We start from the raw sequence: 15,950 nt of genomic DNA, 5'->3' as shown, positions 1-15,950 counted from the left end.
TCGGCGGCCTGGACGTGAGGAACGGTATCAGCGTCTGCGGCTGAGGAGCGTTCTGGGAGAATTGTGTTCAAGAGATTTGCCTCGTCCCGATAGGCTGGGATTGGTCATGAAATATTTATGGGCGTTGAAGGGCTCTTCATCAGGCTGCGGGACTATGCGTTCGGCGGTCCCGTCGGGCAAGATGCTCCAGCTCTGTTGGTTGTCGATAAGGTTGGCGATCATGATCTGATCGAGGACCTGCTCGTGCACCGTTGGATTGAGGATCGGGCAGAGCGCTTCGACGCGGCGGTCGAGGTTGCGTTCCATCAGATCGGCCGAGGAAATGTAGAGGGCCGCCTTCTGGTGCGGCAGGCCATGCCCGTTGCCGAAGGCGTAGATGCGGCCATGCTCCAGGAAACGGCCGACGATCGACTTGACGCGGATGTTCTCCGACAGGCCCGGCACTCCCGGCCGCAGGCAGCAGATGCCGCGCACCACCAGATCCACCTGCACTCCCGCCTGGCTGGCGGCATAAAGCGCATCAATGATCATGGTATCGACCAGCGAATTGCACTTGGCCCAGATCGCCGCTGGCCTGCCGGCCTTGGCGTGCTCGATCTCGGCGTTGATGTGATCGAGGATGCGTTGCTTCAGCGAGACGGGCGAGACCGCCATGCGTTCCAGCGCCGCCGGCTCGGCATAGCCGGTGATGAAGTTGAAGATACGCGAGACGTCGCGCGCGATCACAGGATCGGCGGTAAAGAAGGACAGGTCCGTGTAGATGCGTGCGGTGATCGGGTGGTAGTTGCCGGTGCCGACATGGCAATAGGATACGAGCTGGCCCATCTCGCGCCGCACCACCAGCGAGAGCTTGGCGTGGGTTTTCAGCTCGATGAAGCCGAACACCACCTGCACACCTGCACGCTCGAGGTCGCGCGCCCAGCGTATGTTGGCTTCCTCGTCGAAGCGCGCCTTCAGTTCCACCAGCGCCGTCACCGATTTGCCGGCCTCGGCCGCCTCGGCGAGTGCCTTGACGATCGGGCTGTTGGAGGAAGTGCGGTAAAGCGTCTGCTTGATGGCGACCACGTTCGGATCGCGCGCCGCCTGGTTGAGAAACTGCACCACGACGTCAAAGGATTCGTAGGGATGGTGCACCAGGATGTCCTTCTGCCGGATGGCGGCGAAGGCATCAGCCCCATGATCGCGGATACGTTCGGGCGAACGCGGCGAATAGGGCTTGAATTTGAGGTCCGGACGGTCGAGCCCGACGAGTTGCGACAATTCGTTGAGGGCGAGCATACCCTCGACGCGAAAGACCGCGTCGTCGGCGACATCGAGTTCCTCGGTGACGAATTGGCGGATGCTGTCGGGCATGCCGGCTTCGATCTCGAGGCGGATCACCACGCCGCGCCGGCGCTGTTTCAATGCCGTCTCGAACAGCAGCACCAGGTCTTCGGCCTCTTCCTCGACTTCCAGATCCGAGTCGCGGATGACGCGGAAGGAGCCCTGCCCTTTCACTGTATAGCCGGGAAACAGCTTGGCGATGAACAGCACCGCCAGATTTTCGAGCGTGATGTAGCGGGCCGCCCCTGTCTCGGCGAAATCCGGCAGGCGGATGAAGCGCTCCACCTTGTGCGGCGCGCGGATCAGGGCATTCAACATGCGCCCGTCGCTGACGCGTTTGAGCTGCAGGGCGATGGTGAAGCCGAGATTGGGGATGAAGGGGAATGGATGGGCCGGATCCACCGCCAGCGGGGTGAGGATCGGAAAGATGTAGCTGAGGAAATAATCGTCCAGCCAGGCGCGCTCCGCCTTGGAAAGGTCACGCGGCTCGGTGATCACGATGCCTTCGAGCAACAGGTCGTCGCGCAACTCGGTCCAGCGTTTCTGCTGGTCGCTGGCAAGCTTGGATACGGCCTCGCCGATCTTGACGAGCTGTTCGGCCGGCGACAGGCCGTCGGGGCTGCGCGCCGTGACGTCCTCTCGCACCTGGCCGATCAGGCCGGCGACGCGCACCATGAAGAACTCGTCGAGATTGCTGGCCGAGATCGATAGGAAGCGCAACTGCTCAAGCAGAGGATGGCTCTTGTTGGACGCCTCCTCCAGCACGCGGCGATTGAATTGCAGCCAGGAAATTTCGCGGTTGATGAAGCGATCCGGGCTGACGCGCAGTGCGATCGGGTCCTGAGCAGGAGCCGCCTCGCGCGCCGTCTCGCCTCGCATCACACTCTCTTCCGCCGTCTGTGCCGTGCTGGTCATGGTCAATGGCGCTCGCTATGTCCCGGAGCAAAGCGCGTTTAGACGGAAACGCTTGTTTGCTCTCGCTCTCTGGTTCGACGCGTCTTTGCGATTCTTGACGATGCCGTCAAATCGTAAAACGCTTTAGGCCGGCGTTACAGGTCCCGCCGGTCGGAATCGCCGCCCGTCATGGGGAAATCTGCTTAGGCCGCCTATATGACAATGCTGTCACATAAAATGACCACCATGGGGAAAATTCGCAAAACTCCTCCCCATCGCCTGTAGAACCGCCCGGCCAGGAACAACAAAATCGAGTGCCGGAACCTGTCGACCTCGGCGGCGATGATCGTCAAGATCGCCGGTACCAACGGGTCGTCCCTGGACTAGGCATGTTCATGGAAACCGGCGAATGGTCGGGCGGGGAGATCCGGAGCATCGGTCCATTCGTGTTCGAACTTCACCATGAAAACGCAAAGTTCCCCTGTCCATATCGTCGGAGCGGCGTCTTTCGCTGGCGGCCAACTCTAGATGAACACCGTGGGCCAGTGCGTCCGTCTGCGATAGAGCTCGCACAATGACGGGCGGACCGCGACGAGGCGCCATCGACCTCACTCATCGTCCAGCGGAGAGGCAAGCACTTCCTTGAGCAGTTCAGCGGCCAGTGCCCGCGTGATGCGGCGGCCGCGCGAAAGACCTTCGCGATCGAGCACGGCGACGACCTGGCGCGCTGCGGCAAAGGAGCGCTCGATGCGCCGGACGAGGAAGTCGACCAGGCTCGAATCGACGATGAGCTGGCGATCGAGGAAGAGCTTTACCAGCAGCATGCGGAAGAGATCATCGTCGGGCGTGGCGATGGTCAACGCCGTCATGGCCCTGAGGCGCGAGATGAGGTCGGGAAGCGTCAGGCCCCAGCGTTCGGGCGGCTCATGGGCGGTGATCAGCAGCGAGGCGCCGGCCTCGCCGGTGAGGTTGAGCAGATGGAAAAGCGCCGTCTCGTCGACGCCGCGTCCTGCATCCTCGATCACCACCGCCTTGTGCGAAACCAGTTCGGGAACGCTTTCTTCCCCGAGCGCCTCGCCTGCCAGGGTGACCGCACCCGCCAGCTTGGACCAGATTGCCGCCAGATGGCTCTTGCCCGAGCCGCTCGGGCCGATCAGCAGAGCACGGCGGGAAGGCCAGTCCGGCCAGCGTTCCATGAAGGCATAGGCCGCCTCGTTGGAGGGCGAGACCAGGAAATCCTCACGGGCGAACGAGACCTGCAAAGGCAGATCGAGTGCCAATTGGCGGGGTGTCGTCACGACGAATGGTCCGAAGAGAGAGAGCCATCGTGGTTGACATGACCGGTGTAGTATTGGCTGGCGAGGTAGCTCGATAGGGCAAAGCGCACCAGGACACCGATCGCCGCCGCCACCGGCACGGCGACCAGCAGGCCGATGAAGCCGAACAGGCTGCCGGCTGCCAGCAGGGCAAACATCAGCCAGACAGGATGCAGGCCTACCGAGCCGCCGACCAGCCGGGGCGAGAGAACATAGCCTTCGAGGATCTGCCCCGCCGCGAAGAGGAGGGCGACATAAACAGGCAGATGCCAGTCGGGCCAGACCTGGACCAGTGCCACGCTGACGGTGACGACGAAGCCCAGAATCGAACCGACATAGGGAATGAAGGAAGCAAGGCCGGTGCACAGTCCGATCAGGAAGCCGAAACTGACGCCGAGCAGCGTGAGGCCGGAACCGTAGAACAGGCCGAGCAGGAGGCAGACCGTTGCCTGGCCCCGCACGAAGCCTGCGATGGCGGCGTCGATATCACGGAAGATGCCGCGGATGGCCTCGACATGGTCGCGCGGCAGCCAACTGTCGACGCGCGCCACCATGTTGTCCCAGTCGAGCAGAATGTAGAAGGCCACCACCGGCGTGACGATGAGAACGCTGATCACCCCGATGACCGCCTGGCTGCCCGACCAGATCGAGGAGACGAAGGTGCCGAGAAGCTGGGCGCCCTGCCCGACATAGTCACCGAGCGATTTCTGGATGTTCTGCAGCCTCTCGGCGAAGATCCCGCCAAGCCAGCCCTGGTTGAGCTCACCGAGAATGCGCTGCATGGACGCGACGATGCTCGGCAGCCGCTCGCGCAAGCCGTTGAACTGCTCGCCGAGCATCGGCACCACCAGGAGGATGGCCAGCACGATGACGAAGATGAAGCCGAGCAGAATGACGGAGGCGGCGGCCCAGCGCGGCAAGCCGAGGCTCTCCAGCCTGTCGGCGACGGGGTCGAGGAAATAGGCGATCGCGAGGCCGCCAATAAAGGGCAGCAACATGCCCTGAAGCAGCCAGACCAGCGCGACGAACAAGGCCAGCGCGCCGAGCCAGAAGAACACCTGCCTTTGAAGGCTCATCCACACGCTCCTGAAGCTCGATCCAAACCGTTCTCCTCCGGCCAAACAAGCGTCGTCCGAGACGGCTGAGGTGGCGGATGGCCTCCTCGGTCGGAATTTTCATCCGGCCATATGGTTGAGCCACTGGCGCAGATAGGCGGCAGCCGATGCAATGGTCAAGAGCATGACCAGAATGGACCCCACTTCGATCAGGAAAGGAAACGGCCATCCGGTGCCCTTGGCGAACAGCACGAGGGCGACGAAAGCGATCTGCACCGCGGTGTTGAGCTTGGAGAGCATCAGCGGCGCGATCTGTATCGGCTGGCTCATGACCCAGGAAACCAGCACGGCGCCAATGATCATGAAATCACGGAACACGGTCAGGATCACCAGCCAGGCGGGCACCACGCCGACGATCCCCAGCGTGACGAAGATGGAGACCAGCAAGGCCTTGTCGGCCAGCGGATCGAGCATGGCTCCCAACTCGCTGCGCATGTCGAAGCGCTTGGCGATGAACCCGTCGACACCGTCGGAAATACCCGCCGTCAGAAAGATGGCGAAAGCCCAGCCCCACGCTCCCGAGGCGATGCACCATACCGCCAGCGGCACCAGACAAAAGCGCAGGATGGTGATCAGATTCGGTATCGTCATGATCGGATCGTAGCAAACCCCGAAGAAACCGGCATCTCTGCGATCGCCAGACCAAAGAGCGTTCATGCCTGAACGCTTATTTGCGCTAGTTCCTTGCTTCGACGCGCCGTTGCGATTCCAGGCGACTTCCTCAAATGGCAAAACGTTTTAGGAATTCAGAGCACCACGACCTTGGCACCCACCCCGACGCGCTCATAGAGATCCATGACATCCGGATTGGCCATGCGAATGCAGCCGGAGGACACCGCCCGGCCGATAGTGTTCGGCTCGTTGGTGCCGTGGATGCGATAGAGCGTGGAACCGAGATAGAGCGCCCGCGCGCCCAGAGGATTGTTGAGGCCCCCTTCCATGCGATCGGGCAGTTCGGGGCGCCGGGCGATCATTTCCTTGGGGGGTGTCCAGCTCGGCCATTCGGCCTTGCGGCTGATGGTTTCGGTGCCCTTCCAGGTGAAGCCCTGCTTGCCGACGCCAATGCCATATCTGAGCGCCGTGCCATCCTCCTGCACCAGATAGAGCCGCTTCTCCTTGGTCGAGATCACGATGGTGCCGGGGCTGTAGCCTGAGAAAGGCACCACCGTGCGAGGGATCGGCGAGCTGGCCAGCATCGCCTGGCCGTCGTCCTTGATGCCGGAATCGAGATTGGGCGAGATGCTGTTCGGATCGATCGAGGCCTGACGCTGGGGGCGCCGGCCCGGCGTCACATCGCCTTCCTGATCGCCATAATAGCCATTGGGATCGTCCTGGTAGTCATAGGGTTCCTCGAAACGCCGATCAGCCCGATAGGTCGGTTGGGGTTCCCGCCACTGGCGCGGACGGGAGAAGCCATCGTCCTGATAATAGCCGTCGTCCGGAGGATCGCCCCACTCTTGGGCATGGGCCGTCCCTGCAATCATCAGGAGGGCCAGGGCGGGCAAAAGCGCTTTTCTTGCAATCGTCATGTCGAGAACCACACGTCCCGGAAGAACGCCCGGGGTTGCGCCCTGCAGAGCGATGCAAGGCAAGATGGCTGTGACAATCCCGGAAACGACGGGCGTAATTGTGGCAATAGCAGCGGCAGAAAGTCGCTATTTTTTAACCATTTGTTCAGCATGCGTTCAGATGGGATCGGTCGTCCTTGCGGAAAGGCATCTTATATCCTTCGCCGTGAGTTCGTCATCAAAGGCATCTCCCACCCCTTGAGGGCAGCGCGCCATGAGCTTTGTCACGCTTCCAATATCCGCCCTGGCCACGCCGGATCCTGGCGGGGCCGCAGCGCAGGAATGGCGCGGCTTTCTCCAATTTCGCCCCTCCCAGGAAGCCGCCAAGGCTTGTCCCGCGCATATGTTGGGCGAAGGCGGGACGGCCGGCTGGGCGTACGGCCTGCATTGGAAGAAGCCGCGAGCCACGGTCGATGCGATAGGCTGTTTTCTGCTGCGCGACATCGAGGTTTGGCGTCCCGGCATCCTCGTCCACGGCGGTCAGGTCGTCGACGATGCCAATCTGTCGACCAATGTCGCCTTGTCCGTGGCGCGCGCCGATGCGGGTTTTCCCTCGCGTTTCGGTGAGCAGGCAGCGGCAAGGCGAGTCGACCGCCCTGCCCTCGTCGTGGCCGGCCCTGGATACGGCATCTGGGGCCATTGGCTCGCCGAATTCCTGCCGCGGGTCTCCATTGCCAGCCAGTTGCTCGCATCACTGCGTGACGAGTGGATCATCCCGCTGCCCCAAGACACACCTTCCTGGGTCGAGGACCTGCTGCTGTCGGCCTGCAACGTCCCGCGGCATGCAATCCTGCGCTATGCACCGGGACAGGAGAGATTGCTGTTCGCGCGCGCGGTGATACCGACATTCTGCTTTTCCGGCGAATACACCTTCCACCCCTATATGCGTGAGTTCTACAGGTCGCTGGCCCCGGCTGCGGGGGAGGCTCGCCGACGCCTCTGTCTTTCACGAGGAGGGCCCGGCCCCTCGGCCAACAGGCCTTTCAGGCAGCGGGATTTCTTTGAGCACAACGCCAGGCGGCGCGGTTTCGAGGTCATCCGCCCCGAAGAATTGAGCCTGCCCGATCAGATCGCAATGCTCTCGCAGGCCTGCGCTCTCATCGGCGAATATGGCTCGGCAATGCATGGCTCCGTCTTTGCCGGGCCAGGAACCGTGATCGGCTGCATCGGGCACTGGAACGCGGTCCAGATGCGACTGGGCGAGGTTTTCGAGCAGCCGGGAGTCTACCTGACCCGCGGATGCCTTTGGCCTAACGCCGACAGGCCGATATCCATCGACGCGAGCCCCGATGACATCGAGAGCTTTCTCGATCGCGTGACATCGCTGCTCGACTGAGGCATCCGGGCCGAGAGACCGATTCCGTCCAAGACGGTCCAGAGGCTGTGGTACAGCCCCTATTTGCCCGTGAACCGGTTGTTCTTGGGGAAGCCCTTAGGCGGCAGGCGCCCGGCATCGGCACGATTTCCGGTCCATTCGACGAGGTCGGTGACGGTCCAGGTCCGATCGGAGGAATCGCTCCAGGTCAACCCCTGCGCCTTGTCGAAGACACGCACGTCGGAGAGCCCGCCGTCCTTGTACTTCTGCAGCCGCACGCCCCTACCCCGCGACATCTCGGTGATCTGGTGCAGCGGGAAGACCAGCATCTTGCGGTTCTCGCCGATCACGGCGACCGTGTCACCGATGACGGGCACGATCAGCTTGGCTTCCGACGGCGCATCGACATTCAGCACCGACTTGCCCTTGCGGGTATTGGCCAGAATATCGTCTTCGGGCACCAGGAAACCGCGTCCGTCGGTCGCCGCGATCAGTAGCCGGCGTCCGCCCTGATAGGCGAATACGTCGACGACATCGGCGCCCTCGTCGATATCGACCATCAGGCGGATAGGCTCGCCCATGCTGCGCCCCCCCGGGAGCTTCGATGCCTCCAGCGTATAGACCTTGCCATTGGTGGCGAGGATGAGGAGCTTGGCCGTCGTCTCGGACTGGAATCCGAGCTTGAGCCGGTCGTCGGCCTTGAAGCTCAGCCCCGAGAGATCGCTGAGATGACCCTTCTGGGCCCGGATCCAGCCCTTTTCCGAGACGATCACGGTGATCGGCTCACGCTCGACCATCGCCTCGGTCACCGTCGACAGATCGATGGTGCCCGCCTTGGAGGCATCGATCTCGGTGCGGCGCTTGCCGAGCAGCGTGTCAGGGCCGAACTTCTTGGCGACTTCGCTGACCTGCCAGCCCACCGTCTTCCATTGCAGCTCCTCGGAGGCCAGCAGCTTCTCGATGCCGGTCTTTTCCTTGGCGAGATCGTCATGCTCGCGCCGAAGTTCCATCTCCTCGAGCTTACGCAGATTGCGAAGGCGCATATTGAGGATCGCCTCGGCCTGCACATCCGTCAGGTCGAACGCCTTGATCAGTTCGTCCTTCGGCTCATCCTCGTAGCGGATGATGCGGATGACCTCGTCGAGATTGAGATAGGCGACGATATAGCCGGCCAGCACCTCCATGCGCTTCTCGACAGCGGCCAGGCGGTACTTGGAGCGGCGGACCAACACGACACGGCGATGGCTGAGCCATTGCTGCAGTGCCTCGCCGAGCGAGAGCACACGCGGCACCTGGCCGTCGACCAGCACGTTCATGTTGAGCGGAATGCGGCTTTCGAGCTCCGAGAGCTTGAACAGCGATTCCATCAGCACGGCCTCGTCGACATTGCGCGATTTCGGCTCGATGACGATGCGGACATCCTCCGCCGATTCATCGCGCACGTCGCCGACCAGTGGCAGCTTGCGCTCTTCGAGAAGCTCGGCCAGCTTCTCGATCAGGCGGCCTTTCTGCACTGCCCATGGAATCTCGGTGATCACGATCACCCAGGTGCCACGCCCGAGATCTTCCTTATGCCAGCGCGCGCGCACCCGAAAACCGCCACGACCGGTGCGGTAGCTTTCCTGGATCGAGCCGGCGCTCTCCACGCAGATGCCGCCGGTGGGAAAATCGGGTCCCTTGACGAACTGCAGGAGGTCGGCGGTGGAAGCGTTGGGATTGTCGATCAGGTGCAGCGCCGCCTGGCACAATTCATGGGCGTTGTGCGGAGGAATCGAGGTGGCCATGCCAACGGCGATGCCCTGCACGCCATTGGCGAGCAGGTTGGGGAAGGCGCCGGGCATCACCACCGGTTCCTCATCCTCGCCATTATAGGTCGGGCGGAAATCAACGGCATCCTCGTTGATCCCTTCCAGGATCAGCGTGGCGACTTCGGTCAACCGTGCCTCGGTGTAGCGGTAGGCAGCGGCATTATCGCCGTCGATGTTGCCGAAATTGCCCTGCCCGTCCACCAGTGGATAGCGCTGGGCAAAATCCTGCGCCAGACGGACCAGCGCGTCGTAGACGGCCTGGTCGCCATGGGGGTGGAATTTACCGATGACGTCGCCCACCACGCGGGCGCATTTCTTGAAGGCCTGGTCGGGATCGAGGCGCAGCAGGCGCATGGCATGCAAGATGCGCCGATGCACCGGCTTCAAGCCATCGCGCGCATCGGGCAAGGCACGTTGCGTGATCGTCGAGAGCGCATAGGCAAGGTAGCGCTGCTCGAGCTCCGAGCGCAGATTGACCGTCCTGACTCCATCGCCTTCCGGCGGATCGTCCATCTCATCCATGCGGTTGACTTACCGAAAATGCCTGATTCGGGGCAAGTCGTAGACCTTATGATACAGGGCAAATCGCCCGATCACGTGCTATTGTAGCGCCATTAAGGGTGCCATCCCTGTTCTATCCGGATGGATTGCCCATATCCTTATCGGTTTCAGTGGCGTATTTCTCGGGTCAGGAATGCATCATGTTTCAGAGTTTGCCGTGGCGAGGTCAGGGTAACGTGGCGGAATTGCCTCCGCCTCCGAAGAACGAAATCGTCAAGCCGCCGCGCCCTGTTCTGGGTCTTGCCCTCGGCGGCGGCGCTGCACGGGGATTTGCCCATATCGGCGTGATCCGTGTGCTGGTCGAGGCGGGCTATGACGTCGACGTGATAGCTGGCACCTCGATCGGAGCCGTGGTTGGCGGCTGCTATATAGCCGGCAGGCTCGACGACATCGAAGATTGGGCTCGCAGTCTCACCAAGCGCCGGGTTCTCAATTTTCTCGATCTCAATTTCGGTGGCAGCGGCCTGATGTCCGGCACCAAGCTGGCCCTTCTCCTGCAGAACGGGCTCGATGGTGTGCAGATCGAAAACCTGCGCATTCCCTTCGTCGCGATCGCCACCGAGATCGGCCCAGGCCATGAAATCTGGCTGACGCGCGGCAATCTGGTCACCGCCATGCGGGCCTCCTATGCCCTGCCCGGCATTTTCGAGCCCGTGCGCGTCGGTGGGCGCTGGCTGATGGACGGCGCGTTGGTCAACCCCGTGCCCGTCTCCGCCGCACGCGCTCTTGGCGCCCGGGCAGTGATCGCGGTCAATCTCAATGGCGAGCTGACCGGCCGCGGCGGCGTCATCCATACCTTCGGCGCCACCTCATCCGAAATGGACGATCCTCCCGTGCCCAAACGCAACGGCTTCGGCGCTGCCACGTCGATGGTCCGCCGCAGATTCGGCTTCGCCAGACAGCGCGAGGAGCGTCAGCGCCGCACCTCCCCCGGCATCCACACGGTGATGATGGAGGCCTTCAACATCACCCAGGATCGCATCTCGCGCTCACGGCTCGCCGGCGACCCGCCCGATGTTTCGATCGGACCGCGCCTTGGACGCATCTCGCCCTTCGACTTCCATCGCGCCGCGGAGGCCATCGACATGGGTGCCGAGGCCACCTTGAAGTCCCTCGACGACATCAAGGAAACCATGGAAGCCTTGGCGTAGATCATCGGCGGGAGGGTGATCGCCCCAAACCTGCCCTGATGGACAGCAGCATGGTCCGTGGCCTCATTCGGTTGCGGTCAGTTCGCCAACACCGGGTCGTGACAGATGCAGCACTTGAAAGGCCGTTCCTGCTTCCTCAGGCGGCTCGCCGGCCCATAGCTGAAAGACCACCAGCTTCCACTCGGTGGGATCGACCGCCAGGGCCGACAGACAGCTTCCATCCCGCGCGGCTTCGATGGTCAACCGCTCGCGTGCCTCGGCAATGGCGCCGGCCGGATCAATCTCCGCCGCGATCATCTGTTCCCTTAGCGTTGCAAAGCGTGCCTCCGACAGAGACGACGGGCCAGACAGGCATGAGATGCCTTCCCAGCGCCGCACCGACGGCCGGCCGAAGGCAGCGACAAGGCCGGCAAAGCCGCCGCCGTCCCACAGGAACCGGCTCATGCCTTCCGGCGAGGCCCACAGATAGAAGGGCGCATATTGGTTGACGGCAGAGCCGCGCACGCCCTTTTCCCGGATCAGATAGGCCTTGATCCCCAGTCCCGGAAAATCGTCGAGCAAGGGGCCCTTGCTGGCTACGCGGGCACGGATGATCCCCATGTCGTAATCGGCCGGCAACGTGATGACATAGTGCATGGCTTCCATTTGAGCCTCCTCACACCGGCTCGTGCCATTGCACGGCACGGCCATCCTGCAGCGCCTGGACGCTGACATAGATGAAGGCATCGGCCTCTCCAGCTCCATGCCAATGCAATTCACCGGGCGCGAACCAGACCGCGTCGCCCGGGCTGAGTTCGACGAGCGGGCCGTCGCGCCGTTGCGCCAGGCCGCTGCCGCTCACCGCCAGCAGCAATTGCCCCCGAGGATGCCTGTGCCAATGCGTACGCACGCCAGCGTCCAGCATGGCGCGCATCGCGGTAGGCTCGCCGTCCTGCTCGCCCGCGATCAGATGCTCCACCCGGAAGGGGGCGGATGCGATGTTATCCGGCGCGTTCTCTATCGCCTCGCCTGCCCGGATTACGGTCATCTCATTGGGTATGCCCGGCGGGTTCACGCGGGTACCTCTTCCACCATCTGCGTGAGGCCGTTGCTGAAGGACCAGCCGTCTCGCTCGGTGGTAGTGATGACGATCATGACGTCGTCGGGCCGCAGGTCCGGCGCCTGCGTGAGCAACTGCACCGCACGCCGGTAGAATTGCTGCTTCACCGCCGTGCTGCGCGGGCGCCCCGCCGTGATGGCGATGAGCACGAAATCATCGGAACGCTCGCCGCTGAAATAGCCGCGATCATAGATCAGCGCTTCCGGATCGAGTTGCTCGATGATCTGGAAACGGTCGGCCTGCGGAACCTCAAAGGCTTCGACCAAGGCGCGATGCAGATTGTCCGACAGAGTGCGGAGATAATCGGGGGATTTTCCCTTGCGGAGCGAGATGCGGGCGAAAGGCATGACGAATGTCCTCAACTGCAAGGCCTGCTGCCTTGACCCGCACATCATGTCATCGCATATTCATCCTGAAAATCAGGAAATATTTGATATTTAATCCTGAAAAATAGGACGATTATCGTGCGCCTGGTCAATTTCGACATCGACGTGCTGCGCAGCTTCGTCACCGGCATGGAACTGGGCAGCTATGCCCGCGCGGCCGAGCATCTCGGCCGTTCCACCTCCGCTGTCAGCGCCCAGCTCAAGAAATTGGAGGAACAGGCGGGAACGGCCCTGTTCCGCAAGTCCGGCCGCGGCCTAGCGCTGACCGAGGCAGGCGAGACGCTGCTGACCTATGCACGCCGGCTGCTCGTCCTCAACGACGAGGCGGTATCGGCTCTGGGCGGTGCCGATCTTGCCGGCCATGTCCGCTTCGGTGTGCAGGAGGATCTCGGAGAGACATTGCTGCCGCAAATTCTCGGCCGTTTCGCACGAGCTCACCCCAAAACGCGCATCGAAACCCGGCTTGCCCGCAATGCCGACCTGTTGAAACGCATCGCCAGCGCCGAACTCGACCTCGCCATCGCCTGGGGCGATCAGACGAGGGAGGCTCCGGCCGCCATGGCCGGCGAGCATCTCGCCGACATCGCGATGCGGTGGATCGGCCATCGAGACGGACTGTCCGGGTGGCGGCCCGGCGATCGACAGGCAGGGCCGGATGAACCTTTGCCGCTGGTAATGTTCGAGGCTCCCTGCCTGTTTCGCAGCGTTGCGACCGAGACGCTCGACCGCGCCGGCATTGCCTGGCGCATCGCGGTGACCAGCACCAGCCTCGCCGGTCTATGGGCGGCGATCTCGAGTGGACTGGGCGTAACCTTGCGTACCGAGATCGGCCTGCCGAGCCATCTTGCCACGCTCGGCGAGGAAAGTGGGTTGCCGTTGCGATTGCCGACATTACCGCTGCTATTGCATCGCACGCAGGCACAGCACAATGCTGCCACCGACCGGCTGAGCGAGATCATGCGGGAGAGCCTGAGCCAGCCTCTACTGCCCAAAAAAGTCGCCTGACGATCCCGGAGCAAATCGCGCTGACGTCTGCTCCTTCAAGGCATCCCTGCGTTTGGGGACGATTGCGCCGGCTCGCAAACGCGAAGGCCCAATGCGGTTCACTTTGGGGGAAGGCGCTCCGATTTGTCATAGCCGGGCTTGATCCGGCTATTCAGAAGCCACGGAACCGGATTGCCGGATCAGGCCCGGCAATGACAAAGGTGGTGCAAGCGTGACGACGCCTGCGTGAACCCCATTGGCTTTAGGCCGTAATATATTCGCGCATCGCCTTGGCTTCCGCTTCCATTTCGGCCAGGCGGAACTTCACCACGTCGCCGATCGAGACGATGCCGACCGGCAAGCCATTTTCGACCACCGGCATGTGACGGAACTTGCCGGCCGTCATCCTCTCCATGATGTGGGGAATGGTGTCCTGCTCGTGAACGGTTTCGACCTTGGCCGTCATATGCTTGGATACGGGATGTTCGAACCCCTCGGCCGAGGCCTTGGCCAATGCGCGCACGACATCGCGCTCCGACAGGATTCCGGCGATGCTGCCATTTTTGTGGGTGATCAACACTGCGCCGATGCGCTTTTCGGCGAGCGTCCGCGAAGCTTCGGCAATGGTGGCGTCCGGCGACAGAGCGACGATGTCGCGGCCCTTGCCCTTCAGGATCTGTGCAACAGTCATAGATACTCTCCTCAGACTGAACGTGCGCCTGCAGCGTCTTGATCTTGGGGGAGAATCCCGACGAGGGACGACCAGCCCCATCTAAGATGATGGCGTCTGCTCGCCCATCGCGCAAGGGGTTGGTTCAAATGCAACCAAGCAGTGAATCGATTTACGGTCTCTGCCCTCAGGAACCTGAACCCGCCCTCAGAATGAACTCGACGAGGGCCTTGCGCCGTTCGACATCATCCATCCCGGCATAGATCATGCGTGTGCCGGGTACCACGGCCTGCGGCGCCGCGATGAAGCGATCGAGCGTGGCGGCGTCCCAGGTCAGCCCGCTTGCCTGCATCGCCGGCGAGAAGGGATAGCCGGGCAGTGTGCCGGCCTTGCGGTTCGCAAGGCCCTGCAGGATCGGTCCCGTCGCGGAGCGCGCCCCGCGTCCGATCTGATGGCAGTGCGCGCAGGGTTCGAACACCGGGTCGAACGTCGCCTCTGGCGGGCGGATGTCGGCCACGACCTGGGCAGACGGCGGAGGCGCCGCGACCTCGCCGGCCGAGCGCAAGGCAATGAAGGTCCCGACCGCGACACCACCAAGCGCCGCGGCCAGGCCGAACCAGACAGTCCTGTTCACGAGGTGAGCGCGCGGCGCATCTTTTCCAGCGCCTCCTCACGGGGGGCCTGGTAGTCGATCAGCGTCACCAATTCACCCTTGGCGTTCATCAGATAGACCGCCGTGGAATGGTCGAAGGTGTAGCCGTCCCCCTCCCCGACCTTCTTGGCGTAGACACGGAACTTCTTGATGATGTCGGCCACCTGCTCGGGGGTGCCGGTGGCGGCGGTGATGCGCGGATCGAAGCTCTCCAGATAGGTCTTGAGCAGTTGGGGTGTATCCCGCGCCGGGTCCACCGAGACGAACACCACGTTGAACTTGTCTCCGTCCGGTCCGAGCGCCTTGAGGCGATCGGTCATGTCGGTCAGCGTGGTCGGGCAGGCATCAGGGCAATTGGTGTAGCCGAAGAAATAAGCGGTCGGCTTACCCAGGAAGTTGGCCTGGGTCACCGGCTTGCCGTCCTGATTGGTCAGGCTGAAATCACCACCGATGAAGCTGGACTGGGCTGTCGGCTTGCCACCCATGCTCTGCAGCGCCAGCACCCCGGCTGCCGCCAGCACGGCGAGCAGCGCGACGAGAACCACCAACTGGAGACGATTGGATTTGAGAGTCATGAACGCCTCCCGTCTCAATGGTTGCTGTGGTCGGCCTCGGCCGGCTGCTTGGCACCGATGGCTTCGACCTTGAACTTCACGGACACCGTACCGGCTTTCTCGAACACCAGCGTGCCGTCGATGGACTGGTTGGGCTTGAGCTGCTGCTTGAGCCCGGTGAACATCAGATGGAAGGATGACGGGCTGAGTTCAACCTTGCCGTGAGCGGGAATTTCGAGCCCGCCTTGAACGGGCGCCATCTTCATGACGCCATCCTGGTTCGACATCTGGTGGATCGAAAAGCCGGAGGATGCCGAGAAACTGCCGCCGATCAGCCTGTCGGGCTGATCGCCCGTATTCTCGATAGCGGTGTAGCCGCCTGCGACCGGCGCCCCCTGCGGGGTGGCTCGAGTCCAGGGATGGGCGATCTGGAGCGTGCCAGCCTTGTAGTCATGGGCGAGGGCCGCGGAGGCGAGCGTGGAGGTGAGCACCAGAACACTGAGTATCCGGGCGCCAGCAAATGAAACGAGCTTCATGGAAAAACCTGAACGGTA

At 62.7% G+C, this 15,950-nt stretch carries 16 protein-coding genes; 3 read left to right on the top strand and 13 right to left on the bottom strand.

Annotated elements, in window-relative coordinates:
* Positions 1 to 27: 27 nt before the first annotated feature.
* The 5 genes from ACZYTC_RS07425 to ACZYTC_RS07405 all read right to left on the bottom strand — a co-directional run bounded on the left by ACZYTC_RS07425 (position 28) and on the right by ACZYTC_RS07405 (position 6,177).
* Positions 28 to 2,202, bottom strand: coding sequence for an RNA degradosome polyphosphate kinase (locus ACZYTC_RS07425; RefSeq protein WP_441771918.1), 2,175 nt, complete (start codon positions 2,200 to 2,202; stop codon positions 28 to 30).
* A gap of 623 nt (positions 2,203 to 2,825) precedes the next feature.
* Positions 2,826 to 3,515 carry a P-loop NTPase family protein gene (locus tag ACZYTC_RS07420; RefSeq protein WP_434956696.1) on the bottom strand — a complete coding sequence of 230 codons (690 nt, stop codon included), beginning with the start codon at positions 3,513 to 3,515 and terminating at the stop codon, positions 2,826 to 2,828.
* Positions 3,512 to 4,609 carry an AI-2E family transporter gene (locus tag ACZYTC_RS07415; protein WP_434956697.1) on the bottom strand — a complete coding sequence of 366 codons (1,098 nt, stop codon included), beginning with the start codon at positions 4,607 to 4,609 and terminating at the stop codon, positions 3,512 to 3,514. The genes ACZYTC_RS07420 and ACZYTC_RS07415 overlap by 4 nt, the downstream gene beginning before the upstream one ends.
* Positions 4,610 to 4,708: 99 nt before the next feature.
* Positions 4,709 to 5,239, bottom strand: a complete 531-nt coding sequence (locus tag ACZYTC_RS07410) for a CDP-alcohol phosphatidyltransferase family protein (protein ID WP_488989224.1) — start codon at positions 5,237 to 5,239, stop codon at positions 4,709 to 4,711.
* A 155-nt stretch (positions 5,240 to 5,394) separates the two neighbouring features.
* The gene (locus ACZYTC_RS07405) at positions 5,395 to 6,177 is read right to left on the bottom strand and encodes a L,D-transpeptidase (protein ID WP_454814137.1); all 783 of its coding nucleotides are present in this window, start codon (positions 6,175 to 6,177) and stop codon (positions 5,395 to 5,397) included.
* A 253-nt stretch (positions 6,178 to 6,430) separates the two neighbouring features.
* On the opposite strand from ACZYTC_RS07405, the gene ACZYTC_RS07400 reads away from it, so the two are divergent.
* Complete coding sequence (locus ACZYTC_RS07400) at positions 6,431 to 7,552, top strand: glycosyltransferase family 61 protein (protein ID WP_441771900.1); 1,122 nt, start codon at positions 6,431 to 6,433, stop codon at positions 7,550 to 7,552.
* Positions 7,553 to 7,611: 59 nt separating this feature from the next.
* On the opposite strand, the gene parC is transcribed toward ACZYTC_RS07400, so the two are convergent.
* The gene (gene parC, locus ACZYTC_RS07395; RefSeq protein WP_481272331.1) at positions 7,612 to 9,861 is read right to left on the bottom strand and encodes a DNA topoisomerase IV subunit A; all 2,250 of its coding nucleotides are present in this window, start codon (positions 9,859 to 9,861) and stop codon (positions 7,612 to 7,614) included.
* Between the two features lie 179 nt (positions 9,862 to 10,040).
* Between parC and ACZYTC_RS07390 the strand changes: the two genes are divergently transcribed.
* On the top strand, positions 10,041 to 11,051 hold the full coding sequence (locus tag ACZYTC_RS07390) for a patatin-like phospholipase family protein (protein ID WP_434956702.1): 1,011 nt from the start codon (positions 10,041 to 10,043) through the stop codon (positions 11,049 to 11,051).
* 63 nt (positions 11,052 to 11,114) lie between these two features.
* Here the strand turns inward: ACZYTC_RS07390 and ACZYTC_RS07385 are convergent, their stop codons facing one another.
* Genes ACZYTC_RS07385 through ACZYTC_RS07375 form a run of 3 tightly spaced genes read right to left on the bottom strand, consistent with a single transcriptional unit; the run spans position 11,115 to position 12,497 of the window.
* Positions 11,115 to 11,696: a DUF4865 family protein gene (locus ACZYTC_RS07385; protein ID WP_488989223.1), complete on the bottom strand. Its 582-nt coding sequence runs from the start codon at positions 11,694 to 11,696 to the stop codon at positions 11,115 to 11,117.
* A gap of 10 nt (positions 11,697 to 11,706) precedes the next feature.
* Positions 11,707 to 12,078, bottom strand: a complete 372-nt coding sequence (locus ACZYTC_RS07380; RefSeq protein ID WP_488989985.1) for a cupin domain-containing protein — start codon at positions 12,076 to 12,078, stop codon at positions 11,707 to 11,709.
* A 23-nt stretch (positions 12,079 to 12,101) separates the two neighbouring features.
* Complete coding sequence (locus ACZYTC_RS07375; RefSeq protein ID WP_488989222.1) at positions 12,102 to 12,497, bottom strand: tautomerase family protein; 396 nt, start codon at positions 12,495 to 12,497, stop codon at positions 12,102 to 12,104.
* Positions 12,498 to 12,614: 117 nt separating this feature from the next.
* Between ACZYTC_RS07375 and ACZYTC_RS07370 the strand changes: the two genes are divergently transcribed.
* The gene (locus tag ACZYTC_RS07370) at positions 12,615 to 13,541 is read left to right on the top strand and encodes a LysR substrate-binding domain-containing protein (protein ID WP_488989221.1); all 927 of its coding nucleotides are present in this window, start codon (positions 12,615 to 12,617) and stop codon (positions 13,539 to 13,541) included.
* A 241-nt stretch (positions 13,542 to 13,782) separates the two neighbouring features.
* Here ACZYTC_RS07370 and ACZYTC_RS07365 read toward each other — a convergent pair whose 3' ends face one another.
* From ACZYTC_RS07365 to ACZYTC_RS07350, 4 genes are all read right to left on the bottom strand, one after another.
* Positions 13,783 to 14,211: a CBS domain-containing protein gene (locus ACZYTC_RS07365; RefSeq protein WP_434956707.1), complete on the bottom strand. Its 429-nt coding sequence runs from the start codon at positions 14,209 to 14,211 to the stop codon at positions 13,783 to 13,785.
* 166 nt (positions 14,212 to 14,377) lie between these two features.
* Positions 14,378 to 14,824 (bottom strand): c-type cytochrome, encoded by a 447-nt coding sequence (locus ACZYTC_RS07360; RefSeq protein WP_434956708.1) that lies wholly within the window; start codon positions 14,822 to 14,824, stop codon positions 14,378 to 14,380.
* A complete protein-coding gene (locus ACZYTC_RS07355) occupies positions 14,821 to 15,417 on the bottom strand; it encodes an SCO family protein (RefSeq protein ID WP_149254955.1) in 597 nt (198 codons plus the stop codon). Before ACZYTC_RS07355 ends, ACZYTC_RS07360 begins: the two co-directional genes overlap by 4 nt.
* A gap of 14 nt (positions 15,418 to 15,431) precedes the next feature.
* A complete protein-coding gene (locus ACZYTC_RS07350; protein WP_434956709.1) occupies positions 15,432 to 15,932 on the bottom strand; it encodes a copper chaperone PCu(A)C in 501 nt (166 codons plus the stop codon).
* Positions 15,933 to 15,950 lie beyond the last annotated feature (18 nt).

The sequence above is a fragment of the Labrys sp. F242 genome (assembly GCF_057813875.1).
This window is presented reverse-complemented; position numbering and strand designations above follow the sequence as displayed.

Bases quoted from the DNA above. Each gene is read 5' to 3' on its own strand.
- ACZYTC_RS07405 (WP_454814137.1), bottom strand. From the start codon at position 6,177: ATGACGATTGCAAGAAAAGCGCTTTTGCCCGCCCTGGCCCTCCTGATG.
- ACZYTC_RS07375 (WP_488989222.1), bottom strand. From the start codon at position 12,497: ATGCCTTTCGCCCGCATCTCGCTCCGCAAGGGAAAATCCCCCGATTAT.
- ACZYTC_RS07355 (WP_149254955.1), bottom strand. From the start codon at position 15,417: ATGACTCTCAAATCCAATCGTCTCCAGTTGGTGGTTCTCGTCGCGCTG.
- ACZYTC_RS07385 (WP_488989223.1), bottom strand. From the start codon at position 11,696: ATGGAAGCCATGCACTATGTCATCACGTTGCCGGCCGATTACGACATG.
- parC (WP_481272331.1), bottom strand. From the start codon at position 9,861: ATGGATGAGATGGACGATCCGCCGGAAGGCGATGGAGTCAGGACGGTC.
- ACZYTC_RS07415 (WP_434956697.1), bottom strand. From the start codon at position 4,609: ATGAGCCTTCAAAGGCAGGTGTTCTTCTGGCTCGGCGCGCTGGCCTTG.
- ACZYTC_RS07410 (WP_488989224.1), bottom strand. From the start codon at position 5,239: ATGACGATACCGAATCTGATCACCATCCTGCGCTTTTGTCTGGTGCCG.
- ACZYTC_RS07390 (WP_434956702.1), top strand. From the start codon at position 10,041: ATGTTTCAGAGTTTGCCGTGGCGAGGTCAGGGTAACGTGGCGGAATTG.
- ACZYTC_RS07400 (WP_441771900.1), top strand. From the start codon at position 6,431: ATGAGCTTTGTCACGCTTCCAATATCCGCCCTGGCCACGCCGGATCCT.
- ACZYTC_RS07425 (WP_441771918.1), bottom strand. From the start codon at position 2,202: ATGCGAGGCGAGACGGCGCGCGAGGCGGCTCCTGCTCAGGACCCGATC.
- ACZYTC_RS07380 (WP_488989985.1), bottom strand. From the start codon at position 12,078: ATGACCGTAATCCGGGCAGGCGAGGCGATAGAGAACGCGCCGGATAAC.
- ACZYTC_RS07365 (WP_434956707.1), bottom strand. From the start codon at position 14,211: ATGACTGTTGCACAGATCCTGAAGGGCAAGGGCCGCGACATCGTCGCT.
- ACZYTC_RS07350 (WP_434956709.1), bottom strand. From the start codon at position 15,932: ATGAAGCTCGTTTCATTTGCTGGCGCCCGGATACTCAGTGTTCTGGTG.